This is a genomic window from Microcoleus sp. LAD1_D3 (assembly GCF_036702135.1).
Classification (GTDB): domain Bacteria; phylum Cyanobacteriota; class Cyanobacteriia; order Cyanobacteriales; family Microcoleaceae; genus Microcoleus.
Map to the genome: position 1 here is coordinate 38601 of NZ_JAUBSB010000027.1, position 24949 is coordinate 63549.

Sequence of the window (24949 nt, forward strand, 5' to 3'; positions counted from 1 at the left end):
ATTAACTCGACAAATTATCCAGATTCGGTTCAGAATCTATTGATGTTTCAGGATGACTGCTAGAAACAGACCAATTAAGTTGCGTAGTTCGCTCTAAATGCTGGCGTCTGTGTTCCATATTCGCCTGTTGAATGCCAGTACAAACCATTTCTGGCAAAAATTCCGTCACATCGTGAGCCAGATACTCTCGCACAGTCATGATCCGAAATCCTAAATCTTGATTTTCCAAAAGCAACTGTTGAATGTAAGCTTCTCCATCTTGGATTTTGCCCTTAGTGGAAAAATCATTCAACCACATTGCCAGAGGAGGATTGGTTTCGCTCAACTGAGCGACCACCATCCGCACGGATTGATAGGTTAGGTAACTTGCCAGCACCTTAGCGGTGTCTTTCGCAACTTGTTTGAGATCCATTTTGACCCCAGCTCCCTCAAATTTTAGATTTTGGATTTTAGATTTTGGATGCAAACTTACTGGTAAATCTTCTTCAAAGATAAAGACTTCCCAGCAAGTTTGCGACCTAAAACCTAAAATCTCCAACCCAAAATCATCAAACGGTATCCATTGCCTCGAATTCAAACTTGATTTCTTTCCAGAGTTCGCAAGCAACAGCCAATTCAGGGCTCCATTTGCAAGCTTCGCGGATCACGTCGCCGCCTTCGCGCATCAAGTTGCGACCTTCGTTACGAGCTTGGACGCAAGCTTCCAAAGCAACGCGGTTAGCAGTTGCACCAGGTGCATTACCCCAAGGGTGGCCCAAGGTGCCGCCGCCGAACTGCAAGCAGGAGTCGTCGCCGAAGATTTCCACCAAAGCCGGCATGTGCCAGATGTGGATACCACCAGAAGCAACCGGCATGACACCCGGCATGGAGGCCCAATCTTGGGTGAAGTAAATACCGCGGCTGCGGTCTTCTTCGATGTGGTCTTCGCGCATCAAGTCTACGAAGCCCATCGTGATGCCTTTTTCGCCTTCGAGTTTGCCCACAACTGTACCGGAGTGCAGGTGGTCGCCGCCGGACATCCGCAAGCACTTGGCAAGCACGCGGAAGTGGATACCGTGGTTTTTCTGACGGTCAATCACGGCGTGCATAGCGCGGTGAATGTGCAGCAAGATACCGTTGCGGCGGCACCATTTGGCCAAGGTGGTGTTAGCAGTGAAACCACCTGTCAGGTAGTCGTGCATGATGATGGGGGTTTTGATTTCCTTAGCGAACTCAGCCCGCTCCATCATTTCTTCGCAAGTGGGGGCAGTTACGTTGAGGTAGTGACCCTTGACTTCGCCGGTTTCTGCTTGGGCTTTTTCAATAGCTTCTTGAACGAACAAGAAACGATCGCGCCAGCGCATGAACGGTTGCGAGTTGATGTTTTCGTCGTCTTTGGTGAAGTCCAAACCGCCGCGCAGAACTTCGTAAACGGCACGACCGTAGTTCTTAGCAGACAGACCCAATTTGGGTTTAATTGTACAGCCCAGCAAAGGACGACCGTACTTGTTCAATTTGTCCCGCTCAACGGTAATACCGTGAGGAGGGCCTTGGAAGGTTTTCAGGTAAGCAATGGGAATCCGCAAGTCTTCCAACCGCAGAGCGCGCAGAGCTTTGAAACCGAACACGTTACCGACCAAAGAGGTCAGCAAGTTGGTGACGGAACCTTCTTCAAACAAATCCAAAGGATAAGCAATGAAGCAGATGTACTGGTTGTCTTCACCGGGAACTGGCTCGATGTCGTAGCAGCGACCTTTGTAGCGGTCGAGGTCGGTCAGGAGGTCAGTCCAAACAGTCGTCCATGTACCTGTAGAAGATTCAGCAGCCACAGCAGCGCCTGCTTCTTCTGGGGGTACTCCCGGCTGCGGTGTTACCCGGAAAGCCGCCAAAACATCTGTATCCTTTGGGGTGTAGTCCGGCGTGTAATACGTTAGTTTATAGTCTTGAACTCCGGCTTTATACCCAGCCTTTGATTGAGTTTGGGTTTGCGCGTAAGCCATATCTCGCTTCCTAGTATTCGCTTAATTTTTTTGCCCGATCGCAGGCTGTTAAAAATATATCAATAAAGTGGCGCTCTCAAATTTTAATATTCTTTTAATCATCATAAGTATTATTTATTTTGCTTTACATTAGGCAAATATTTGTAACATATCTTATGAAAAGCCAGCGGCGAAGGATGCAGGAGGAAAGGCTGGGGATCGCAGAGCGGGGAGGAATTTCGCTCGCTCGAAAGATATGGTGCAGCGAACCGAACAGCGGATCAATACGGTTTATGTAAAGAATTTAATACTTAAAAATCAGAATTGGTAAGGGGTAATGGGCCAGGGCTAAGTAGTTAGAAATACCTAAAGTTGTCGATTGCAGTTGAGATCGATCTCAACTGCAATCCAGTATGCAATCTAAAATCCAAAATCCAAAATCTAAAATCTAAAATCCCGTGACTTCCCGACCGTCAACTCAAAAATCGACAGCATAGCACATAATATGGACAGGACTTGTGCTCTCAAACCAAATCCGTCGTTACAGCCATTTAACCTCGCTGAAAACCGGGTTTCTGCGTTAGCTGCGCGTAAGTCTACTATGGATATTTAGCCCCATTTTTACTCTGGTTGTGCCTCACCCCCCTTCAAAAGCCGTCCACTGCATCAATCCAGATTGCCCAAGGCCCTACCCTCAGACTTGGGGCAACAATTTTTGTCATAGTTGCGGGGCTCCCCTGCAGCTAAAAAATCGCTACGTGCCTCTAGAAAGCCTCGGTTCCGGGGGTTTTGCAGCGATTTTCACAGTTTGGGACAAAGAAACTCAAACCGAGCGCGTCCTGAAAGTGTTGCTCGAAACTGCCCCGAAAGCGCTGAAACTGTTCGAGCAAGAAGCTTGGGTTTTGGCACTTTTGCGGCATCCCGGCGTCCCTAGAGTCGATCCTGACGGTTATTTTCACGTCCAAACGCAAAATTTTGCAGGCGGCGAGGGAAATCCTGCGGCGAAGCGGCTGCCTTGTTTGGTAATGGAAAAGATTCACGGCAAAACTTTAGAAGAGGTTCTCGACGAGCACCCTCAAGGATGTCCGCAGGAATGGGTGTTTAGTTGGCTGAGTCAAGCTGTGGAAATTTTAGAGGAGTTGCACAGGAGTCAGATTATTCACCGCGACATTAAACCCTCAAATTTGATGCTGCGAGACCCGGAATCGCCCCAAGTTTTGCTAAGCAAGGGTTTGGGCGGACTGCAATTGGTGACGATCGACTTTGGGGGAGTTAAACAAATGGGCGGTGTCGAATCCGTGGGGAAAGATTCTCGGAGTTCGACGCGGTTGATTTCGCCCGGGTACAGTCCGCCGGAACAAATTGTGGGCGGTGGTGTGGTGCCGGCGACGGATTTTTATGCGCTGGGGCGGACTTGTATTCACTTGCTGACGGGGAAGTATCCGGCGGAAATTGAAGATCCGATGACGGGGGAGTTGCGGTGGCGGCACATTGTAGCTGTGAGTCCGGCTTTGGCGAATTTGTTGGACGATATGGTGCGATCGAATGTGCAGCAGCGTCCGGCGACTGCTGGGGAGGTTAGGGCGCGTTTGCAGGAGATTTATGCTAGGAGTAAGGGCAAAATCGCCATCGCCCCAATGGGTCAAGCTATTGTAGAATTCTGTCGGCAAGTAGTGGTAACAGGGGCGCAAAAAACGGCAAGTTTGACGGTTTTGCTGTTCGGCGCGATCGCCCAAATCGTGGTAGCTTCTCTGGATACGGGCTGGGAAATGGTGTTGGGTGCCGTTGGTGGAAGTGCGGGGGCGATCGGCGGTTTGGTTTTGGGCTATGCTTCGCCTCTAGGCCCGGAAATTGCCAGTTTTCTGAATGAAGGTTTGCAGCAATTAATGCCCAACATGACTTTCGCTGTCGGGCCCGAAGTGCTGCTGTTTGGGTTTGCGGGGTTCGGAACTGCGATCGGTTTGACGGATGCGGGGAGTTTTCGCCAGCAAAAACAGTATTGGCTGTCTGGATTGATGGGAGCTCAGGGTTATTTGTTGGCGGGTTTGTGCTGGATGGAAGCAACAGCTTCTAGTGGTGTGCAGGGGGTTATTTTGGGAGCTTTTGCGATCGCCTCTTTGACTGTGGGAATGGGTTTGCGGAGCCATCAATTAGTTCACGCTTTGGTAGTGGCTGTTTTCTCTACGGGAATGTTTCTGTTGCTGAATGCTTGGAACATTTTTCCGGGGAGTTTCTTTGGGATTTTGTCACTGTCTAACGTTACTTTCGGCTGGCTGCAAGTTTGGGGCTCAATTGTGTTTTTTGGTTTGTTGGGAAGTGCGATCGGGCTTTGTTTGGGAGTTAGCCATTATTTAGTTGTGCCTTTGTTGCGGTGGTTGGGCTGGAAGTAGGAATTAACTAATTAAAGATTAAATAAATATTTTCAGCCTCGATCTAAAGATTACAGTTTTTGGGCGGGCAAGATGCCCACCCACAATAATTTTAATATTTTGAGAGTGCAAGTTAAATGACAACCAATTATGTCAAATCTCAACAGTCAAAGCCAAGATAATTATAAATCCCAAGGCAGGTACTCGGTACAATATAATTAGGTTCTGCGTAATACCAATTTTGCATGAAGCGGCAGAAAATATAGACAAGCTGAAAACAAAGTCAGGTGAGGGTTTGGCTCTTTTGCTATTCTCTGCCGTTTCATGCAGAATTGGTATAAGTTATCTTTAGATTAGGGTAAAATCGGTGACAGTGATATTGGCAGGAGACATTTGATTGAGAATAGCCAATAGTTGGCCGGTATTCGCGATCGCGATCGAGGCAGCATTATTGTTTTGAGTAATTGCCAGTTGCTCAAAAGTCAGACCGCCGCTTAATACCAGCAAGTCTCGATTGTCTTCAAAATCAATTACAGTATCAGTGCCACCCACTGACAGCACAAATCGATCGTTCCCGCTATCGCCCATCAAAGTATCACTGCCCTCACCGCCAATCAGCCAGTCATCGCCATCACCGCCGCACAGCAAGTCATTCAGACCCGAATCACCCGTCAGCGCAAGGGGCTCGGTGTCTCCAAGCAGGGTGTCATTGCCATCACCGCCACAAAGCAAATCGTCGCCCTTATCGCCAAATAGACGATCGTCTCCAGCCTCGCCCAAAACTGTGTCGTTACCCTTACCACCGCGTACCGTATCATTGCCATCGCCGCCAGAGACGGTATCGCTGCCCTTGTCGCCCCGCACCAAGTCGTCGTCTGCGCCGCCGACAGCCAGGTCATCGTTCTTGCCAGCATACATAGTATCGTCGCCTGTACCGCCGCTGAGGCAGTCATTGCCCTCGTTACCAAACAGTAAATCACGATCGAGAATTCGACCGACAGGAATGTTGCTGAAAAGTCCGCCAGTCAGGGTGTCGTTCCCTTGTTTGCCAAAGATAATATCGTTGCCAGCTTCACCGCCGATCGCGTCGTTGAAATTGGTGCCAGTCACTGTGTCGTCGCCATTGCTGCCGCTTTGCGTGAAAGCAACTGAAGCAAAATTTGGCAGCACAATCTGCTCGCAAATGCAGGGCGTAGGAGTTGTCGCTGGAGTCGGAGTTGGCGCTGGAGTCGGAGTTGTTGCGGGAGTCGGAGTCGGAGTTGGCGCTGGCGCTGGTGTAGGAGTTGTCGCTGGAGTCGGAGTTGGCGCTGGAGTCGGAGTTGTCACTGGCGTCGGAGTTGTCGCTGGCGTCGGAGTTGTCGCTGGCGTCGGAGTTGTCGCTGGAGTCGGAGTTGGCGCTGGAGTCGGAGTTGTCGCTGGAGTCGGAGTTGTCGCTGGCGTCGGAGTTGTCGCTGGAGTCGGAGTTGTCGCTGGCGTCGGAGTTGTCGCTGGCGTCGGAGTTGTCGCTGGCGTCGGAGTCGGAATTGGTATGGGCGCGCTGATATCCCGCACGAAGACATCCATAGCGTTGTTAGTATCCCCAGTCACCAGGTTGGTGGCAAGAGAGTAGAACGCCACATAGCGCCCGTCCCCTGAGATGGATGCCGGCGTGGATGGGCCATTTCCTCGGTTGCCGTTAGAGTCTACAGAGATGCGCTTAGTGGTGTTGTTAACGGTGTCCCGCACGAAAACGTCCAATGCGTTAGTCTGGGTTGTTGTTGAACCGCTCTGTGTAAGGGTCGTATACTGAGAGTCAAACACCACATAGCGCCCGTCCTCTGAGATGGATGGGGCGGCGTTGCCGGGCGAAAAGATGTTATCTAGATCGAATGATGAGACTAAGCTGGTGGTACTGTTGAGGGTGTCGCGCACGTAGATGTTACTACCGGAGGGATTAGTGCCGTTGCCCAAATTATTCTGAGATGAAAACGCCACATAACGCCCGTCGGCTGAGATCGACGCCTGCCGAGAGTCCCTATTCTCTTTCCCTTGTTGGCCCTTGGAGTCTACCGAAATGCGGGTGGTGGTTTTTGTAACGGTATCCCGCAAAAAGATGTCCGTAGAGTTGTTCGTATCGCCACTAACCAGGTTGCTGGCACCAGATGGAAACGCCACATAACGCCCGTCGGCTGAGATGGATGGGCTGTACGAACCGAGATTCGCCTGGCTGCCATTGGAATCAAGGGAGATGAGGGTGGTGGTGCTATTGACGGTATCCCGCAGGAAGATATCAGTCTGTCCGTTAGTGTCCCCACTTACTAGGTTGCTGGCACCAGACGCAAACGTCACATACCGCCCGTCGGCTGAGATGGATGAAATGCCGGATGCACCATTTCCTTGATTGCCATTGGAGTCAACAGAGATGCGGCTAGTAGTGTTTTTTACGGTATCCCGCAGGAAGATATCAGCCTGTTCGTTAGTGTCGCCGTTTACTAGGTTGGTGGCACCAGACAAAAAAGCCACATAGCGCCCGTCCCCTGAGATTGACGGATACAGGGAACTACCATTTGAGTTAGCCGAGATCAGGCTGGTGGTGCTGTTGACGGTATCCCGCAGGAAGATATCACGCCCAGGGTTCGTGTCGTCCTTCACGAGCTTGCTGTCAGCAGACGCAAAGACTACATAGCGCCCGTCGCCTGAGATAGATAGATTGAAGTAAGCCCCTGGGTCGCCCTCACCCTGGTTGCCATTGGAGTCTACGGAGACGCGGGTGATGGGCTCGGCAAAAAGGCCCTGGTAGTTCGCCATTACTGCAGGTTCAAAGGCTAAGGGGGTCTTAATTTGCCCGATCGCACATTCCAATTCCCAGTCCCCGCCGAGTTCAGCACAGCCAATCAGCTTGGCGGAAGCGGCGACATTTGCACCCGTGAGCAAAGCTATGCGTTGAATGAACCCAACCTCTCCCCCCTGCCCTTGTCCCCAATCCTCGCACTCCTGGAGGTTGGGGGTGAGGTCAGATGCCACATTGCAACCGTAAATGAGCAGATCCGCACCATCTTTTAAAGCGCGCCGCCACTGCTGCAACAAACTGCCATATTTGTCTAAATTATTCCTACTTAGCTGCGCGTTCCCCAGTTTCAAGCTACCTGGGCTGCCGTGCGAAACAATGTGAACGCTGGTAATGTCGGTGCGCGAGTCCAAAACCTCGCTAATTTGCTTTACTCCGTCCCACGCCCGATCGAGAATTATCGCTTCAATTCCCGGTTTGACCCCCTTCACCAGGTTTTCCCAGTCTGCAACAGCAGGGTCAATAAACATAATTTCCGAAAATCGCGCGGTGCTGAAGGAACGCACCCCTTTCTTGGAATCTAGGGTCTGAAGATTGGAAGTTGATAAGTTTTTCATCGTATTATTTTTTGAGATTTGTTTTAACAAAGTAGAATTAACCACTGATTTTCTGTACTCCAAAACTGGTTAACAATAGATGCACTTCTTTTATTTAAGTTTTACGAACGCCGCTGCTAACAGATGCAGCCGTATGGTATTGACTCCGCCAAGATCGTGTCACATCAAAATCGCATACGCGATCGGATTCAATGCGACGCTTGTTTCCCATATATCCAGAATGTCTTGCGTAAAAGTCGCTAAATGCTCAATCTCGCTGCTCATTTTGCTCAACTTCACGACTCATTTTGCTCATTTTGCTCAGTTCTCTAAGTAAAAACTCACAGTGTCTGTGTAACAAAATCTGACAAAAACTAGGTATAATCCCTTGAGCTAGCGATAATGTAAGTGAAATCGCCAGTTTATTAAGGATGAGCATGGCTTCTCTGAAAATGTCCGCTGAAGGTTTCCAAATTCTTGAAAGAGCTCGACGGCAAAAACGATGGGACAAAGCAGCAGAAGTCTTGTGCAGCTATGCTTTAACCTCAAAAGCTACTTTGAGGCGGTTTTGGGCCAAGCAACCGATTCAGTACGATACTTTTATTAGAATCTGTCAGACGTTAGGAATAGAAAATTGGGAAGAACTTGTCGAGCGCACTCCAGAAAACAGTATCCCCGGTAACAAAACAGAGGGAACACAAATCCCCAATCCTCTGAGTTTTACTCTGCCGGAAAAGTTGCCCCCAGTTAGAAATTTTGCAGGGCGAATTCAAGAACTCGAAACTATCAAAAATCAACTGCTAGAGCCGGATACCAGAGCAATTACAATTACATCCGTCTGCGTTGTGGGTTTAGCAGGTATTGGCAAAACAACTCTCACGTCTCAGTTAGTGCGTCAACTTCAGTCAGAAACAACCCACTTTGTCGCCGTAGCATGGGAATCTTTGCGTTCTGCTACAGGTATTGCCCCTGGTTTTGATTGGATTGTTGACTCGCTGTTGTTTACCCTCTCCGGCGGCGCAATTTCGACCGCCACTACCGTTCAAGATGATTATCTGAGAAAAACAGCCAGGCTGATCGAGTTACTCAAAAAACAGCCTTGTTTAATAGTGCTGGATAATGTCGAGACAGTCTTGCAAACTGGACAGGCAAATCGAGCTGGATATTTTGCTGCATCCTGCCCTGAATATGCTTGGCTCCTCAAACAGTTAGCAGAAACAGAACATCAAAGCAAAGTCATATTTACCTGTAGGGAAAATTTAGCAGAATTACCCTGTCGCGCTACTAAAACTATCTCTCTGGGCGGATTGGATATCGATGCTGCTGTTGCCATCCTGCAAAGTTTTGAGTTATCAGCTACTCAGTCAGAATTAACCGCACTAGCTGAATCTTATCAAGGACATCCAAAAGCTTTGGAAATGATAGCGGCATTGATTCGGGACGACAGTGAATTTCAAGGAAAAGTAGAGAGGTTTTTGCGCGATCGCCACTGGCTGTTAATTCGAGATATTGAAAATTTAATCGATGAAGTGTTAATCCGTTTGAGCGAACAAGAAAAAACTTGTCTGCTGCGAATTTCGGTCTGTCAAACATCAGAATATCCGCTAACTTTTGCAGTAATTGCAGCCCAGATGCCAGAGTTGAGCGAATATGACTTAAAAGAAAACGTCATCCTAGCTTTAAAACGCCGACAATTTCTCGACTACGATCGCCAAATCGAATCTTACCAGTTGCATCCCTTAATTCAAGAAAAAGCTTATCGCTTGCTGTGTCAACATCCTGAAAATTTCCCCACCGCTAATCAGCAAGCATACCGCTACTTTCTGAACCTTCCCCTGAAGCCTAAAACTGAATGGAAAAGTATTCATGATATTAAACCCCTGCTGTTAGCACACTATCATGCCTGCCAAGCAGAGGATTGGGATGAAGCTGCGAGCGCAATTTCCGATGCTTGCGATTCTCTGCGCTACTGGAGTTATTTTAAACTCCTGATATATTTGTACAGCAAACTGATACCAGTTGATTGGAAAAAAGGAGGACAATTAGTAACTTCCGCTGCAACTCATATTGATATCTTGTGTCATCTTGGTTTAGTCTACCAGTCGAGCCAACAATTTGATATGGCCAACGAATATCTACAGCAAGCTTTGTCTATTGCCCGGAAAAATGGAAACAAAAAAGCAGAGGCAACGACTTTGTTTTACATATCAAGAGGTCATGATTATCTAGAACATCACCAAATCACTATTAAATGTTTGCAGGATTCGTTAGCCATTTCTCTGGAAATCGCAGACTACGAAATTGAATATAAAGTATCAAATACACTTGGATATATTAACTATTATAATGGCAACTATAATTTAGCGATCGCATATTTTAGCCAAGCCTTAAAAGTTGCTTGTCAAAACAGCTTTCCCGAAGGAAAAGCTCTCGCATTTGCTAATTTAGCTAATACATACATAGGATTGAAAAAGTACGATTTAGCAATTAATTATTTTAACCAGTATATAGCGATAATCTCCCACAAACAGGAGCAAATTAAATGTACCACTTATCTGCTTAACGAGGTGGGTCATTTTTGTGCAAATATCCACAAATATAAAACGGTAATAACTTGGGTACAAGAACCTTTAAAAAGTTATATGAATGGGGCTGAGAAACATGAGGACATATATCTGATTACAGGTTTAGTTACAGCGCACAAGGGACTTGAAGAATATCAAAATTTTTTCGAGATTTTGAGTGAATGTATTAAGCTTGAAAGTGCTGGAGATTCCAGGGATAAGGCAAATAAAGTGTATAATTTGGGCAAAAAATTTCAGGAAATAAGAAAAATTGAGCAAGCAATTGAAAATATTCAAAGTAGCGAGATGCTGCTGAATAATATTGACAATAATGCTGGGGGCGAGAGTTTGGATACTTTAAAGGTGCTCATAGAGTTAGCAAAAACTCTGCTTAAGTGCGTAATTGGCATACAGCCAATGATGCAATATTACCTAAATCAAGCCGAGCAAATTTGTAAAGAACTACAGCTACCGCTGCTGACAGAGATACAAAAAATTCAAGCAGATTTGCAAGAAAATTAACGGATAACGATAAACTAAGGTTGGGGATTAAGATACACAGCGAATAATAACAGAATTACGTTGTTGAGGCGTAAGTCCTGAATTAGTAAGGCCAAGGTCATTTAGCTACAGATTTTGCTAAAATGTAAGATGGTGATCCTGCACAGTCACAAGATTATTGAGAAATGTGCAATTGCATTGCGTATCAAAACAAAAGGATAAAAAAATGGGCAGAGTCACCGCAACAATAACCGTCACCAATCACATCGATGAAATTCTGGGAGAAAGAGGGTTGATCCCCGCAGAGCAAATACGCTCTATCACCATCGATAACGTCTTAGTCGATACAGGAGCAACTCGACTCTGCTTACCAGCAGATATTATCAGTCAGTTGGGTTTGCCAATGCTAGGTGAAACCGACGGACATACGGCAATAGGAACCAGAAAATTTCGTCTGTTCAAAGATGTCACTCTTGCCGTAGCTGGACGAGAAGGCAGGTATTATTGTGTAGAAATTCCTGCAGGAGAAGAACCTTTACTCGGCTTAATTCCCCTCGAAGATTTGGGTTTAGAACCGGACTTGAAAAATCAGCGGTTGATTGTTTTGCCAGCAGAGGGAAGCCAAAGTTATATTGGGGTGTAAAATCCAGATAATTTTCGCCTCTTACTCTTAGTCCCCCTCTGCTAGGATGAAAGTTCGACTATTAAGCAATTTCAAGCTCCGAATAATCAAGGATTATGGAACCCGGATTTGATATGATTAGTAATACCCAGAAATAATATTATATTTTTGCACTAAAATGTCAGTCACTACTCATCAATTAATTCAGTGGAAACAACAAGGGCGGTCAATTGTTGCCCTGACAGCTTATGATTATGCGATCGCCCAACTCATCGATCAAGCAGGCGTAGATATCATCCTAGTCGGCGATTCCCTCGCCATGACAGTCTTAGGCTACGAGACAACCCTACCCATAACCCTCGATGAAATGCTGCACCACGCTAAAGCTGTGCGCCGTGGAGTTAAACAAGGATTAATTGTGGTCGATTTGCCGTTTTTGACTTACCAAGAAAGTCCCCAGCAAGCCATGCACTCGGCCGGGAGAGCTTTGAAAGAAACCGGCGCTCAAGCTGTAAAATTAGAAGGTGGATATCCAGCAATGGCCGCCACAGTTTCGCAGCTAACATCCGCCGGAATTCCGGTGATGGGACACGTCGGTTTAACTCCGCAGTCGGTACACCAACTCGGCTACAAAAAACAAGGAAAAACGGCCCAAGCAGCCGATCGCATCATAGCAGAGTCGATCGCACTTCAAGAAGCCGGTGCCTTTGCGATCGTCTTAGAACACATTCCCTCAGACTTAGCCGCTCAAATTACCCAAAAATTAACTATTCCCACCATTGGTATCGGGGCCGGGCCGCACTGCGACGGTCAAGTTTTAGTTACTTCCGATTTGTTGGGACTTTCCGAAAAACAGCCGCCTTTTGCGAAAGCTTACGCCAATTTGCGAGAAACAATTACCAAAGCTGTGAAAGATTATTCCCTTGAAGTTAGAGAAGGCAAATTTCCCGAATAGTTTCGTAGTGAGGAGTTGAGTCCTTAAAAATGAGGACTAAAATCCTCACTACAAACCTAATTTACACTTTCGGCTGACCCTCTTCCTCTTTATCCTTCTCAACAGCTTCATCCTCAGATTGACCGATGCCATCCTTAAAACTCCGCAGCGTTTTCCCCAAAGCATTTCCTAACTCAGGAATCTTCTTGGGGCCGAAAATTAGTATGGCTACCACCGCAACAATGCCCATTTCGGGCAATCCCAGACCAAACATACAAAATCTCCTGTAAAACTTGCTCGATCGTAAGTCAATCTACTGATATTGTTAAAGTATCTACCTTTTTTCCTGCATCCTGCAACAGTAGAATCAAGTTTTATTAAGCTATCCCCCGATAAATAAGAATGTTAGAAATATCCCAGCCTTCTCTGCGCGACCAACAGCACCATCTCATCCGCGATTTAGCAGACCGGATGGAAGCAGTATGGCACCGCTATCTCGACCTCGAACCCTACCACCTGCCCGCTGAGTTGGGATACGTAGAAGGCCGCTTGGAAGGAGAAAAACTGATCATTGAAAACCGCTGCTATCAAACGCCCCAGTTCCGCAAAATACATCTCGAACTCGCTAAAGTCGGGCCAATGCTTGACATTCTGCACTGCGTGATGTTTCCCAGACCGAATTATGCTTTGCCGATGTTCGGTACGGATATCGTAGCAGGCAAAGGCCAAGTTAGCGCCGCGATCGCAGACCTTTCTCCCCTCAATCCCGATCGAACTTTGTCGGAAACCTACCGAACCCAACTGGAAATTTTGCCGATCAAGCAATTTTCTTCTCCCCGCCAAATTCCAGAATGGGGGGATATTTTCTCAGAATTTTGTCTGTTTGTGCGGCCAGAGTCGATCGAAGAAAACAGTCGGTTTTTGGATATTGTTGAATCCTACGTTGAAATTCACTGCAAACAGGCAGTCGCTTCGGAACCAGTCTCTGCCGCCGAAGCATCGGAAATTCTCGACGCTCAAATTTACTACTGCACCCAGCAGCAGCAAAACGACAAAACCCGTCGCGTACTCGAAAAAGCTTTCGGTCAAGATTGGGCCGAACATTACATGACCGAAGTGCTTTTTGATATCCCTAAATAGCTGAAATTGGTTTACAATACTTCACAGTGGGTGAAAAAAACTTAATCAGGAAATCCCCTACTTTATAAGTCATGGGAAAGGAATCACCGGTCAAGGATAAATCGTTTTTAAAACCCCCAGGACGAGGAATCATCGGTTTAGCGATCGCCGCCACTGTCATTACCACAGGAATTGGTTTTTGGCAAGTATCTCAAATTAGAAAAGCCGAAGAGTTAAAGGCGGCGGCTGCAACGGCTGCTGCAACTCCCGCCTCCACCCGCACCAGCGTTACCGCTTTGGGTAGGTTGACTCCGCAGGGGGAAGTCATCAAATTGTCTGCCCCTTCGGCGTCGGAGGGAGCAAGAATTGAACTGTTGCAGGTGGAAGAGGGCGATCGAGTCAGTCAAGGACAAATCATAGCAGTTCTCGATACGCGCGATCGGCTCCAAGCAATCCTCCAACAAGCCGACAAAGAAGTCAAAGTTAAACAAGCAGAATTAGCAAAAATTCAAGCAGGTGCAAAAACAGGCGTTGTCGGCGCTCAAAAAGCAGAAGTTGCCAAGTTTGAAGTTCAACGTCAAAGAGAAACCGAAGGCGAAGCAGCCAATGTCGCCCGCTTAGAAGCTCAACTGCGAAGAGAAACCGAAGCCGAACAAGCTAACGTCGCCAAGTTTGAAGCACAACTGCAAAGAGAAACCGAAGCCGAACAAGCTAATCTTGCCAAATTTGAGGCACAACTCGAAAGAGAAACAGAGGTGCAGCAATCCAAATTGGCTAGGCTAGAAGCTCAATTGCGTGGCGAAATTGCCTCTCAAAACGCTACAGTCGATCGGCTCAAAGCCGAATTAACCAACGCCGAAGCCGAGGAACAACGCAATAAAGAACTCTCAGAAACAGGCGCAATTTCTGCTTCCGCCTACGACACCAAACGCTTAGCAGTAGAGACGGCTCGCCAGAGAGTCAAAGAAGCGCAAGCTATCTTAAATAAAACCGTACAAACTTTACAAGAGCAGATAGTTGAAACTCAAGCCACATTCAAACAAACAGTAGAAACCGGCAAGCAGGAAATCAATCAATCGCGAGCCAATCTCAAACGCAAGTTAGAAACAGGCAGGCAGGAAATTAACCAAGCTAGAGCCACCTTAAATCAAAAGATAGAAACTGGTAGAGAACAAATCAATCAAGCCCAAGCAATACTCAAACAAAAAGCAGAAACCGGCCAAGAACAAATCAATCAAGCCCAAGCAAATCTCGACCAAATTGCCGAAGTCCGTCCCGAAGACGTGCAAGCCGCCCAAGCCGCCGTCGAAAGTGCGATCGCCACCAAACAAAAAGCTCAAGTAGACTTAAACTTAAGTTACGTCAAAGCACCCGTATCCGGCTACATCCTCAAAGTTCACAGCCGACAAGGAGAAGGTGTCAACACTCAAGACGGCATCGTAGAACTAGGTGGCACCGATCAAATGTACGCCGTAGCAGAAGTTTACGAAACCGACATCGCCAAAGTGCGAAACGGCCAGCGCGCAACAGTCACCAGCCCGGTTTTTGCAGGCACATTGGAAGGAACAGTCGCTCGCATCGGCAAACAAATCGGCAAAAAAGATGTCCTTAATACAGACCCCGCCGCCGACACCGACGCGAGAGTTATCGAAGTAAGAATTCGCCTCGATCCCGAATCGAGCAAGAAAGTTGCAACCCTAACAAACTTGCAAGTAGAAGTTAAAATAGACATCTAAAATGGGTAATTGGTAATTGGTAATTGGTAATTGGTCACAGGAGCGATCGAGCTTGTTACTCATTACTCATTCTTCCCTCTTCCTCCTTCCTTATTCCCTTTTCCCTCCCCTCTTCCTTCTTCCTTCTTCCTTCTTCCTTCTTCCTTCATTGTATGGCCAAAATACCGCTAGCTTGGGCACAATTAACCCGCGAAAAAATGCGCTTAGTAATCGCACTAGCCGGCATTGGATTTGCCGACTTGCTAATGTTTATGCAGTTTGGATTTAGAGACGCGCTATTTGAAAGCTCCATCACCTTTCACGCGAAGTTAAAAGGGGATATTTTTATCACCAGCACTCAGTCTACGGCTTTAATAGCCATGAAAAGTTTTCCTCAGCGTCGCTTGTATCAAGCTTTGAGTTTTGACGGCGTTACAGCAATCAGCCCGGTATATTTAGGCTTTGGATTGTGGAAAAATCCCGACCCCAACCAGCGCAATACCCGCCAATTGATGGTAATCGGTTTTGACCCTGCTCATCCCATCTTTGATCTGCCTGAAATCCAAAATAATTTGGACAAAATCAAAATTTCGGATGTGGTTTTATTTGACCAAGCTTCCCGCCCGGAGTTTGGGCCGGTAGCAGAATATTTCAAACAGGGAAAAGTTGTTGAAACTGAAGTTGACAATCGCCGCGTTAGGGTAGATGGTTTATTTACTATAGGAGCCTCTTTCGGTGCCGACGGAAATCTTGTCACCAGCGATTTGAACTTTATGCGGATTTTTTCGACGCGGAGAACAAGAGGTTTAATCGATATAGGTATTGTTCACTTGCAGCCTGGAACAGATGTTAAGGCTGTTGTTGATAAAATGAGGGCAAGTTTGCCGAAAGATGTGATAATTTCTACTAAACAAGAGTTTGTAGATTTTGAAAAAAAATATTGGCAGGAAAGTACCTCAATCGGATTTGTTTTCACTCTCGGTGCGGCAATGGGCTTTATCGTTGGGATAGTGATTGTTTATCAAATTCTTTATACTGATGTTACTGATCATTTACCCGAATACGCTACGCTCAAGGCGATGGGATATAAGGATATTTACTTTTTGGGTGTGGTGTTTCAAGAGGCTTTAATTTTGGCAATTCTTGGCTATTTGCCAGGGTTTGGAGTTTCTTTGGTGCTGTACAATTTAGGGAGAAGTGCTACGAGTTTGCCGATGTATATGACTTTGGCGAAAGCTATGACTGTTTTTATTATGACAGTTGTCATGTGTGCTGTGTCGGGGGCGATCGCAGTTAGGAAGTTGCAGGCGGCTGACCCGGCGGATATTTTTTAATTAAAGAAGTTCCCCATCAGGAATTGGATAGCTGTGCCGATCGAACGCTATGCTGTAGGAGAGTATCCGTCTCGCTCTCGATCGCGCTCTCCCTCGGTTCTACGCTATGACTCAAAGCTTCAACCCCACAGCGTTGCCTCCCGCCTTTCCCGACCACACGCAACTCCCAGAATCTGACGGCACGTTTGTGAAAAACTTTCAAGAACATCCCCAGAGTATCCTGCTCACAGACTCCCTGGAAATTACACTGCAAAATCTTCATCCCGACGGACAATATGCGATCGGGCAAGATTGCGGTATCTACTGGCGCGAAACCGACCCTCCAGAAAAGGGTGCCGAAGCGCCTGACTGGTTCTACGTCCCCAACGTCCCGCCGAGATTAGATGGGCAATACCGCCGTTCCTACGTGCTGTGGCGCGAATATATTGCGCCGCTGATTGCGATCGAATTTGCTAGTGGCGATGGTTCAGAAGAACTCGACAGCACTCCCTTATCTGCTTTACCATCTGGGGGAAATCAGAAACCGGGAAAATTTTGGGTATACGAGCGGATTATCAGGATTCCCTACTACGCAATCTACAAGATCCAAACCAGTGAATTAGAAGTCTATAACTGTGTGAATACTCGATATCACCGCTTGGAACCGAACGATCGCGGACATTACCCGATCGACCTGATGGGAGTAGAGTTGGGTGTATGGTCGGGTAGCTATCAAAATCAGACACAGCAGTGGTTGCGCTGGTGGGATAACCAGGGAAATTTGTTGTTGACCGGAAGCGAGCGAGCTAGGGTGGAGCGCCTGTACGCCGAACAGGAACGCCAACGAGCAGATGCTGAACGAGAACGGGCCGATCGCGAACGAGAACGGGCCGATCGCGAACGAGAACAAAAAGAGCGATTGGCTGCTTATTTGCGATCGCAGGGAATCGACCCCGATCGTATATGAGCCTGGGCTGTTGCTCTATATGGCACTAATTTTATAGTTTTAAATATAGTCATTACTATGAATACTTTGCCTGTTGTTTCGATTAAAAATCTCAATCATTCCTTCGGCGAAGGACAACTTCGTAAACAGACATTATTTGACATCAACCTCGAAATTTATCCGGGCGAAATCGTGCTGATGACTGGGCCTTCTGGGTCGGGTAAAACAACATTGTTGACCTTGATTGGAGCTTTGCGATCGATCCAAGAAGGTAGTCTGAAAATTCTCGACCAAGAATTGCGGGGAACCGCGAAAAATAAATTAGTTAAAGTCCGCCGCGACATCGGCTATATTTTCCAAGGTCACAATTTGCTCAAATGCTTGACAGCTAGGCAAAACGTGCAAATGTCTTTAGAACTGCACAGCCATCTTTCTCGCCAAGAAACTAATGATAAAATAGAGGGAATGCTGGAAGCTGTAGGCTTGGGAGAAAGAATAGATTATTACCCGGACAGTCTTTCTGGCGGACAGAAACAAAGAGTTGCGATCGCCCGGGCATTGGTCAGCCAGCCGAAATTAGTATTAGCAGACGAACCCACAGCAGCACTAGACAGTAAATCAGGTCGAGATGTGGTAGAAATTATGCGAGGTTTGGCAAAAGAACAGCACTGCACTATTTTGCTTGTCACCCACGACAACCGCATTTTAGACATAGCCGATCGCATTATTCACATGGAAGACGGCTACCTCGCACAAGACACATCAACAACGGCGGCAACCGGCGTTCTTTCGGGAAAATAATATTAACCCACCTAAACTTATTTCCGAGAACCGGGACGCTTTCCTCCTACCTTGGCAGGACTTTTTGTTGCACCTTTGGCTGGAGTTTTAGAACTACTTTTGCCACTTTTTTGACCCTTAGCTCCTACCAATTGGCCCTCAGTGGCATTTGCAGGTCTGCCGGCAGGCGTTCTCGTAGTCCTAAAGGTAACATTCACCCCTTCATTCGACTGTTCCAGCACCAACATCGGCGTCGGCTTGGCTTTTTGATCCCACTCAATATGAACGATGCGACCTTGAATTGTCGGCTGCCAACTGTCGTGGTCGTCAGAAGGACTCAGATAAGTTTCCAAACAGTCAATAATTTGATTAATTGTCGCTGATGTTGCCTGAGTCGGCAGTTTCATCAGCTTAATTTGAATCCGAAACAGCACTCGTTTTTCTATTTTTACTGCGGGATCGCCAGTTTCGTATTCGATATCAAACATCGAATCCACTTGCCTGCCACTGCCCGCATTCCCATTTTTATCTCCCACTGCCCCCTGAGTCGGACGCAGGGCAATACTAATTTTCTCTTTGACTTTTACCTTAATCTGGTTCACAATGGCAAAGTGAAATACTTCTTCCGCCATTCGCATTCTCAGGTAGTCTAAATTAAAGTCTCGCGAGTGGATAAGGTCGGGATTCTTTTCCATCTTTAACATGGTTTCCAGAGCCATTTTGTATTTTTTCTGGAGTTCTCGATTTCTAAACTCCTCAAATTTGAGCTTTTTACTCAAATCGTCGAGTTTTAGCTTGGTAAACACCGCTAAACCGATAAGCAATAATAACAGTAATCCCGACCCTCCCATTAAGAGTTGGTCTGAGGACGGATCTCCGGGTTTAGCCTGTTTAGGTTTGGGAGAGGCTACTGCCAACCTTGGTTCTACAAGGATTATTTGGGTTGACATGGGCTTTTAAAGGGTAAAATTTGACGCTAGATTTATACAGGACTCCAGAGTAGAGCTGGTAGTGCAACTGGATCAACCAACATTGACATCATTCCACCATCATCTTGGTACAACTGGATTTCTGCAACTGGAGCACGCACCCTCTAATTAATACTTTATCTTTAACTGCAAGCAGGTTCCCGAAATATCGGAAAATCGCGCGCTGGCACTGGCAAATAGAAATGGTGAATTGTCTGTAATATATTATACCAATATAGCTAAAAAAATGTTTGTTCGGCGGTCTCCGTTTCTAGCAAAATAAAAAGAAATACACATAAATTAATAGTAACTCTGGGAGCCAGCAGCGGAAAACATCAAGCACAACAGCCGATCGCCCGGACGATCGAGGGGCGGACGTTGGGAGGGTGCTAATTCCTACTGTGGGCTCACTCCCGCCGTGCAAGCCCACCGGGCGGCTTGCTGTGAGAGTAGAGATATCTTTGCGATCGAACAACGCCTCCTTAGCTAAGATTACAGCTAATACCACCAATATTCGATCGTGACCTACGAACCCCTGCATCACAAATATCGCCCTCAGACATTTGCCGAATTAGTCGGTCAAGAGGCGATCGCCCAAACCCTCACCAGCGCCATCCTGCAAGAGCGCATAGCACCAGCATATCTATTCACCGGCCCCAGAGGCACCGGTAAAACCTCCAGTGCCAGAATTTTCGCCAAATCCCTCAACTGTATTTCTACGGTTGCCCCCACCCCCACACCCTGCGGCAAATGCAACGTTTGCCAAGAAATTGCCCGAGGTTCGACACTAGATGTCATCGAAATTGACGCCGCCAGCAACACCGGAGTAGATAACATTCGGGATTTGATCGAACGATCTCAATTTTCCCCCGTACAGTGCCGCTATAAAGTATATGTAATCGACGAAGTTCATATGCTCAGTACCCAGGCATTTAATGCCTTATTAAAAACATTAGAAGAGCCGCCAGATCGCGTTGTATTCGTCCTCGCAACAACCGACCCACAAAGAGTATTACCAACTATTATTTCTCGTTGCCAAAAGTTCGACTTTCGCCGCATTCCCCTCGAAGCAATGATTGATCATTTACACAAAATTGCCCAATTAGAAAACATCAATATTGCCACTGATGCAGTACAAATGGTTGCTCAACTCGCCCAAGGAGGTCTGCGAGATGCCGAAAGTTTGCTCGACCAACTAAGCTTATTTCAGGGTGAAGTAACAGTCGAAAAAGTTTGGGATTTAGTCGGTGCAGTCCCCGAAAATGACTTAATGGATTTGCTGCAAGCTATTGATACAGATAACGCTACAGCACTAATAGACATGACTCGCCACCTCATGGATCGCGGTCGGGAACCGCTAATCGTGCTGCAAAGTCTCGCCAGCTTTTACCGAGATTTGCTAATAGCTAAAGCTGCACCGAAACGGTCAGATTTAGTAGCTTTAACATCTGCAACTTGGGAAAAACTGGGGGATTTTGCCCGCCATTGGGATGCCGAGTTGATTTTGGCAGGTCAGAAACATTTGCAAACCCACGAAGTGCAAATTAAAAATACCACTCAGCCGCGTTTGTGGCTGGAAGTCACGCTGTTGGGATTGTTGCCCTCAGCAATTAGAACTCAGCCACAAGCAACAGCCGAACCAGCTAAAAATATTGCTCCATCACACATTCACCCCCCCCAACCCCCCCTTGCTAAGGGGGGGAGCCAGACATCTAATATTGAACAACCTCCGACTGCCAATTCGCAAAATCCTCCACCTCAGTCGCAGCCTGTGGCTAATCGAATAGAAAGCACACCTCCTGCACCGATTCCCGCACCTGTACCAACTGCTGAAACGAATCAAACAAATTATTCACCGACTAATTCAGCCGATGAAATTGATTTAAATCGAGTGTGGGAACAGGTACTTGACCGGGTGCGGCCGCATGGAACTCAATCCCTGCTTCGCCAACATGGACAGCTAGTAATTTTTAGCAATAATACTGCTCATGTTAAGATTAGTTCGCAGCCGTTGCTCAATATGGTTAAAGACAAAGTAGCTAATATTGAAGAAGCTTTTTTGCAAATTTTTAACCGTCGAGTAACAGTAAAAGTGGGCTTGACAAATCCCGCTGAAACTAATAGTTCCCGCGCTAAGGATTTGCCAACTTCTAACGGACGTGTTGGCGAAAATCCCAGGAATTCTAATCCTGTGAGTGATGCGAATCAACAGGTGCAGCACTCGGCGGGTTCTGAGATTACAGATGATTTTTTGGGGAATGGTGGAGAAGAACAAAAACACCCGCCAGCGCCTGAAAATACCGCCGTTAATGTATCGGCAATTTCCGAAGTGCGATCGCCCACAAACGCCTCTACAGACTCTCAAAATGGCTTTAACGCTCAGGCTGTAGCGGTGCGTGATGACGCTCAATATGTCGCGAATACAGCTAGGCAATTGGCTGCTATGTTTGACGGGGAAGTAGTCAATTTGTCGGATGACTTGGAGATTTGGGAGTCGGAAACTTTTAGATTGGAATCTGAACCGGATTTTTCTGAGTTATCTTCTGAGTTAGGTGAGGATGATTTTATAGATTGGTAAATGGGAATTGGGAATTGGGAATTGGGAATTGGCTTGACATATAATATTAAGTCCAGTTGATCTTACATCTTGCACTATTCTTAGGAACGGGCTCTCCGGCCTGTTCCACAACGCTCCGCACTCAAAATCCCGTTTATGCCATAACCGCCTTGGCGGTTGCTATTATACAACCGTTTTCAGGGTTTCCGCCGAGTATGTCGCTCTCCGCTATTTTGAGTTTGGTAGGTATTATGCTGTGGATATCTGTTGGTGTCTGGGATTTTCTGGCTTTGGAACTTACAGAAACCTTGTTTTGGGCTAGGCTTGCAGCACCAGTTATCTTTATTGTTATAATAATACTTGCCGTCCTGTTGAGGTAGATAAAAAATGAGAAAAATTTTGAGCGAATACGATTTTCCTTTTTTATTAGCTATTGATTTTGAATCAGAATGGAAGAGAGTTTTGAGCGTAGTTGAAAAACATCCTTGGTTAACTGTTGATGGGTATTTTCAGACTGAACAACAATACCGCCGTTACCAAATTAGAATGGGGACAGGGGCGAGTGAAGTTAAGCTTTGGCAAATCGAAGATTGGAATAATAAATATTATCTTGACGAAATTTATCGCTCTAGATATTGGCTGAGTCAATTAGACTTGATCAAATCATTTAATTATCAACATACAAGTTATGGGTTAAAACACGCTTGTGAAAATTGGTGGGGTGTAGAGAAAAGTAAATTGGGTATTCAAGACCCTGGGTCTTATGTTGCTAACGGTTGCTTGATTGTAGCAGCTTTAATTTTAGAATGGAAATTCACTGATACTTACCAAGGACATCAATCACTTAATGTGTATTTCCCGATTAGTGAAAAAAGTCTGAAACGATTGAAACCCGATTATCTAGGTTAAACCCGAAATGACTAAAAATCCTATTCTGTCGCTCCCTAGCTTTGGCCGACTTTTCCTCCTTTCCACAAATAGATTTCATACTTGATTCTTTAGTCTCTCGTTGCGCTGACTTCGTTCAATAATGCTTTAGAGCGGGCTATAAGAACCCACCCCACAAGAAAATTTAATTTTTGTGGAACAGGCAGGATGCCTGTTCCACCAGAATAGTAAAATATCTGAACTTAAGCTGACTCTGGCTTGGGTAAAGAAGACGGAAGTACCAACAACTCAGCCGTAGATCGCTTCTCAACCATTTCCTTAGTAATCGTACACCGCGCAACATCCTTGCGCGACGGCAACTCGTACATCACATCCAACATCAATTCTTCGACAATTCCTCGCAGCGCCCGCGCTCCTGTTTTGCGGCGGTATGCCTCCTGGGCGATCGCCCGAATCGCCTCCGGCTTAAAGTCCAACTGCACATTATCCATCTTCAGCAGCTTTTGATACTGCTTAACCAAAGCATTTCGGGGCTCAGTCAAAATCGCCATCAGCGTTTCCTCATCCAGCGGCTCTAACACCGCCGCCACCGGCACCCGCCCAATAAACTCAGGAATCATCCCAAACTTCACCAAATCATCCGGTTCCAGTTGCTTGAGTACATCAGCAGCCCGCTTTTCCTTCGGCTGAGCTTCTCCGGGCTGAATAAAACCCATTGACTTTTTACCCGTTCTCTGCTCTATCACTTTCTCTAGACCGACAAAAGCGCCGCCGCAAATAAACATGATATTGCTAGTGTCAATTTGGATGCAGTCTTGGTAGGGATGCTTGCGGCCACCTTGGGGAGGTACGTTCGCGATCGTCCCCTCCAGCATTTTCAGCAGCGCCTGCTGCACGCCTTCCCCAGACACATCCCGCGTAATCGAAGGATTTTCGCTCTTGCGGGCAATTTTGTCAATTTCATCAATATAAATAATTCCGCGCTGCGCCTCTTCCACGTCCATATCTGCCACTTGCAGCAGCCGCAGCAAAATATTTTCCACATCTTCCCCGACATAGCCCGCTTCGGTCAGCGTCGTCGCGTCAGCCACCGCAAACGGCACGTCTAGCATATCCGCCAAAGTCTGAGCCAGGAGAGTTTTTCCGCAGCCCGTCGGCCCGATTAACAAAATATTCGATTTTTGTAGTTCTACTTCTTCCGGCGGGTGCTTGCCGCTATTTTTGGCATGGATAAAGCTCAGGCGCTTGTAGTGGTTGTAAACTGCCACCGAGAGCACCTTTTTCGCCTCATCTTGCCCGATCGCATTTTCGTCGAGGTAATTTTTAATTTCCCTCGGCTTCGGAATTTGGCTCATCGACATACTTTTGCCGGAGGTAGCGCGGCGCTTTTGCGTCGTTTCCTGCTTCGGAGCCACCGTCGCTGCGGGCACTGCACTCGAATCAAACAACTCCTCATCTAAAATTTCATTGCACAAGTCAACGCATTCGTCACAGATATACACCCCGGGCCCTGCGATCAACTTGCGTACTTGCTCTTGAGACTTGCCACAAAACGAACATTTTAGATGGGAGTCGTACTTAGACATAACAGCCTCTTATTTCAGTGGAGTGACATTCTCTCCCGCCGCCGGAAGGTTTTCCTTTTCGATAACTCGATCGACCAAACCGTAATTTTTGGCTTCCTCGGCTGACATAAAAAAGTCGCGCTCTGTATCAGCCTCTAATTTGTCGAGTGGTTGACCTGTGTGGTGCGCTAGCAGTTCATTCAGCTTACGCTTATGATAAAGGATTTCCTTGGCTTGAATCTCAATATCAACTGCTTGACCTTGAGCGCCTCCGAGTGGCTGGTGAATCATAATCCGGGAACTCGGAAGAGACATCCGCTTACCGTGGGCTCCTGCTGTCAGCAGAAATGCGCCCATACTCGCTGCCAAACCGTAACAAATCGTCACCACATCCGGGCGGATTTGCTGCATTGTGTCATAAATTGCCATGCCGGCCGTCACCGAGCCGCCGGGGGAATTAATGTACATTTGGACATCTTTTTCTGGGTCTTCGGCATCTAGATACAATAGCTGAGCCACTATCGTGCCAGCCAACTCGTCGGTTACGGGATCTGCTAAAAACACAATTCGCTCCCGCAGCAAGCGCGAGTAAATGTCAAAAGCCCGCTCGCCCATCCCCGACTGTTCTAGTACCATCGGCACTACATTGCTGGGGCTGGAACTGACATCAAAATCGTTATAGCTTGTAATTAGGTAATTGGAAGATTGAGATACAACCATAAGACACCAGTCAAGGATTCTAGACAATTTGCTGCTGCTGATGAAAGCTTTAAATTAAGCCGCCAGC

The 24949-nt window shown here is 46.9% G+C and carries 19 protein-coding genes; 11 read left to right on the top strand and 8 right to left on the bottom strand.

The window, feature by feature from the left end; translation table 11 throughout:
• Position 1 precedes the first annotated feature (1 nt).
• Both rcbX and QUA74_RS16735 read right to left on the bottom strand, forming a co-directional pair.
• Positions 2–412, bottom strand: coding sequence for a RuBisCO chaperone RbcX (rcbX, locus tag QUA74_RS16730; protein ID WP_333331145.1), 411 nt, complete (start codon positions 410–412; stop codon positions 2–4).
• Positions 413–548: 136 nt separating this feature from the next.
• Positions 549–1979 carry a form I ribulose bisphosphate carboxylase large subunit gene (locus tag QUA74_RS16735; RefSeq protein ID WP_006632943.1) on the bottom strand — a complete coding sequence of 477 codons (1431 nt, stop codon included), beginning with the start codon at positions 1977–1979 and terminating at the stop codon, positions 549–551.
• Positions 1980–2590: 611 nt separating this feature from the next.
• On the opposite strand from QUA74_RS16735, the gene QUA74_RS16740 reads away from it, so the two are divergent.
• A complete protein-coding gene (locus QUA74_RS16740; RefSeq protein WP_333331060.1) occupies positions 2591–4348 on the top strand; it encodes a serine/threonine-protein kinase in 1758 nt (585 codons plus the stop codon).
• Positions 4349–4675: 327 nt separating this feature from the next.
• Here QUA74_RS16740 and QUA74_RS16745 read toward each other — a convergent pair whose 3' ends face one another.
• On the bottom strand, positions 4676–7711 hold the full coding sequence (locus tag QUA74_RS16745) for a DUF4347 domain-containing protein (RefSeq protein WP_333331063.1): 3036 nt from the start codon (positions 7709–7711) through the stop codon (positions 4676–4678).
• Positions 7712–8127: 416 nt separating this feature from the next.
• Here QUA74_RS16745 and QUA74_RS16750 point away from each other — a divergent pair, with 416 nt between their 5' ends.
• The 3 genes from QUA74_RS16750 to panB all read left to right on the top strand — a co-directional run bounded on the left by QUA74_RS16750 (position 8128) and on the right by panB (position 12332).
• Complete coding sequence (locus tag QUA74_RS16750) at positions 8128–10776, top strand: tetratricopeptide repeat protein (protein WP_333331066.1); 2649 nt, start codon at positions 8128–8130, stop codon at positions 10774–10776.
• A 205-nt stretch (positions 10777–10981) separates the two neighbouring features.
• On the top strand, positions 10982–11398 hold the full coding sequence (locus QUA74_RS16755) for an aspartyl protease family protein (protein ID WP_333331069.1): 417 nt from the start codon (positions 10982–10984) through the stop codon (positions 11396–11398).
• A gap of 157 nt (positions 11399–11555) precedes the next feature.
• Positions 11556–12332: a 3-methyl-2-oxobutanoate hydroxymethyltransferase gene (gene panB / locus QUA74_RS16760; RefSeq protein ID WP_333331072.1), complete on the top strand. Its 777-nt coding sequence runs from the start codon at positions 11556–11558 to the stop codon at positions 12330–12332.
• A gap of 61 nt (positions 12333–12393) precedes the next feature.
• On the opposite strand, the gene tatA is transcribed toward panB, so the two are convergent.
• Positions 12394–12585 (bottom strand): twin-arginine translocase TatA/TatE family subunit, encoded by a 192-nt coding sequence (gene tatA / locus QUA74_RS16765; protein WP_190660552.1) that lies wholly within the window; start codon positions 12583–12585, stop codon positions 12394–12396.
• 128 nt (positions 12586–12713) lie between these two features.
• Between tatA and QUA74_RS16770 the strand changes: the two genes are divergently transcribed.
• The 5 genes from QUA74_RS16770 to QUA74_RS16790 all read left to right on the top strand — a co-directional run bounded on the left by QUA74_RS16770 (position 12714) and on the right by QUA74_RS16790 (position 18205).
• Positions 12714–13451 carry a phycocyanobilin:ferredoxin oxidoreductase gene (locus QUA74_RS16770; RefSeq protein ID WP_333331075.1) on the top strand — a complete coding sequence of 246 codons (738 nt, stop codon included), beginning with the start codon at positions 12714–12716 and terminating at the stop codon, positions 13449–13451.
• Between the two features lie 71 nt (positions 13452–13522).
• Entirely contained in the window at positions 13523–15166 is a 1644-nt protein-coding gene (locus QUA74_RS16775; protein ID WP_333331078.1) for an HlyD family efflux transporter periplasmic adaptor subunit, read from the top strand.
• Between the two features lie 152 nt (positions 15167–15318).
• Complete coding sequence (devC, locus tag QUA74_RS16780; RefSeq protein WP_333331079.1) at positions 15319–16479, top strand: ABC transporter permease DevC; 1161 nt, start codon at positions 15319–15321, stop codon at positions 16477–16479.
• A gap of 106 nt (positions 16480–16585) precedes the next feature.
• Positions 16586–17425 (top strand): Uma2 family endonuclease, encoded by an 840-nt coding sequence (locus tag QUA74_RS16785; RefSeq protein ID WP_333331082.1) that lies wholly within the window; start codon positions 16586–16588, stop codon positions 17423–17425.
• A 57-nt stretch (positions 17426–17482) separates the two neighbouring features.
• Positions 17483–18205 (top strand): DevA family ABC transporter ATP-binding protein, encoded by a 723-nt coding sequence (locus tag QUA74_RS16790; protein ID WP_333331085.1) that lies wholly within the window; start codon positions 17483–17485, stop codon positions 18203–18205.
• A gap of 17 nt (positions 18206–18222) precedes the next feature.
• On the opposite strand, the gene QUA74_RS16795 is transcribed toward QUA74_RS16790, so the two are convergent.
• Together QUA74_RS16795 and QUA74_RS16800 are read right to left on the bottom strand one after the other, a co-directional pair.
• Entirely contained in the window at positions 18223–19134 is a 912-nt protein-coding gene (locus QUA74_RS16795) for a hypothetical protein (protein WP_333331088.1), read from the bottom strand.
• 289 nt (positions 19135–19423) lie between these two features.
• Complete coding sequence (locus QUA74_RS16800; protein ID WP_333331091.1) at positions 19424–19693, bottom strand: hypothetical protein; 270 nt, start codon at positions 19691–19693, stop codon at positions 19424–19426.
• On the opposite strand from QUA74_RS16800, the gene QUA74_RS16805 reads away from it, so the two are divergent.
• Together QUA74_RS16805 and QUA74_RS16810 are read left to right on the top strand one after the other, a co-directional pair.
• Positions 19673–21730, top strand: a complete 2058-nt coding sequence (locus tag QUA74_RS16805) for a DNA polymerase III subunit gamma/tau (RefSeq protein ID WP_333331094.1) — start codon at positions 19673–19675, stop codon at positions 21728–21730. The two genes, QUA74_RS16800 and QUA74_RS16805, sit on opposite strands and share 21 nt — an antisense overlap.
• A 366-nt stretch (positions 21731–22096) precedes the next feature.
• Positions 22097–22618 carry a hypothetical protein gene (locus tag QUA74_RS16810; RefSeq protein WP_333331096.1) on the top strand — a complete coding sequence of 174 codons (522 nt, stop codon included), beginning with the start codon at positions 22097–22099 and terminating at the stop codon, positions 22616–22618.
• Between the two features lie 221 nt (positions 22619–22839).
• On the opposite strand, the gene clpX is transcribed toward QUA74_RS16810, so the two are convergent.
• Positions 22840–24183, bottom strand: a complete 1344-nt coding sequence (gene clpX, locus QUA74_RS16815) for an ATP-dependent protease ATP-binding subunit ClpX (RefSeq protein WP_333331099.1) — start codon at positions 24181–24183, stop codon at positions 22840–22842.
• Positions 24184–24192: 9 nt separating this feature from the next.
• Positions 24193–24882, bottom strand: a complete 690-nt coding sequence (clpP, locus tag QUA74_RS16820) for an ATP-dependent Clp endopeptidase proteolytic subunit ClpP (protein WP_333331102.1) — start codon at positions 24880–24882, stop codon at positions 24193–24195.
• Positions 24883–24949 lie beyond the last annotated feature (67 nt).

Coding starts and splice junctions, on each gene's coding strand:
- QUA74_RS16770 (WP_333331075.1), top strand. CDS start 12,714: ATGTTAGAAATATCCCAGCCTTCTCTGCGCGACCAACAGCACCATCTC.
- tatA (WP_190660552.1), bottom strand. CDS start 12,585: ATGTTTGGTCTGGGATTGCCCGAAATGGGCATTGTTGCGGTGGTAGCC.
- QUA74_RS16735 (WP_006632943.1), bottom strand. CDS start 1,979: ATGGCTTACGCGCAAACCCAAACTCAATCAAAGGCTGGGTATAAAGCC.
- QUA74_RS16755 (WP_333331069.1), top strand. CDS start 10,982: ATGGGCAGAGTCACCGCAACAATAACCGTCACCAATCACATCGATGAA.
- QUA74_RS16785 (WP_333331082.1), top strand. CDS start 16,586: ATGACTCAAAGCTTCAACCCCACAGCGTTGCCTCCCGCCTTTCCCGAC.
- QUA74_RS16750 (WP_333331066.1), top strand. CDS start 8,128: ATGGCTTCTCTGAAAATGTCCGCTGAAGGTTTCCAAATTCTTGAAAGA.
- clpX (WP_333331099.1), bottom strand. CDS start 24,183: ATGTCTAAGTACGACTCCCATCTAAAATGTTCGTTTTGTGGCAAGTCT.
- QUA74_RS16790 (WP_333331085.1), top strand. CDS start 17,483: ATGAATACTTTGCCTGTTGTTTCGATTAAAAATCTCAATCATTCCTTC.
- panB (WP_333331072.1), top strand. CDS start 11,556: ATGTCAGTCACTACTCATCAATTAATTCAGTGGAAACAACAAGGGCGG.
- QUA74_RS16745 (WP_333331063.1), bottom strand. CDS start 7,711: ATGAAAAACTTATCAACTTCCAATCTTCAGACCCTAGATTCCAAGAAA.
- clpP (WP_333331102.1), bottom strand. CDS start 24,882: ATGGTTGTATCTCAATCTTCCAATTACCTAATTACAAGCTATAACGAT.
- QUA74_RS16810 (WP_333331096.1), top strand. CDS start 22,097: ATGAGAAAAATTTTGAGCGAATACGATTTTCCTTTTTTATTAGCTATT.
- QUA74_RS16775 (WP_333331078.1), top strand. CDS start 13,523: ATGGGAAAGGAATCACCGGTCAAGGATAAATCGTTTTTAAAACCCCCA.
- devC (WP_333331079.1), top strand. CDS start 15,319: ATGGCCAAAATACCGCTAGCTTGGGCACAATTAACCCGCGAAAAAATG.
- rcbX (WP_333331145.1), bottom strand. CDS start 412: ATGGATCTCAAACAAGTTGCGAAAGACACCGCTAAGGTGCTGGCAAGT.
- QUA74_RS16795 (WP_333331088.1), bottom strand. CDS start 19,134: ATGTCAACCCAAATAATCCTTGTAGAACCAAGGTTGGCAGTAGCCTCT.
- QUA74_RS16800 (WP_333331091.1), bottom strand. CDS start 19,693: ATGCAGGGGTTCGTAGGTCACGATCGAATATTGGTGGTATTAGCTGTA.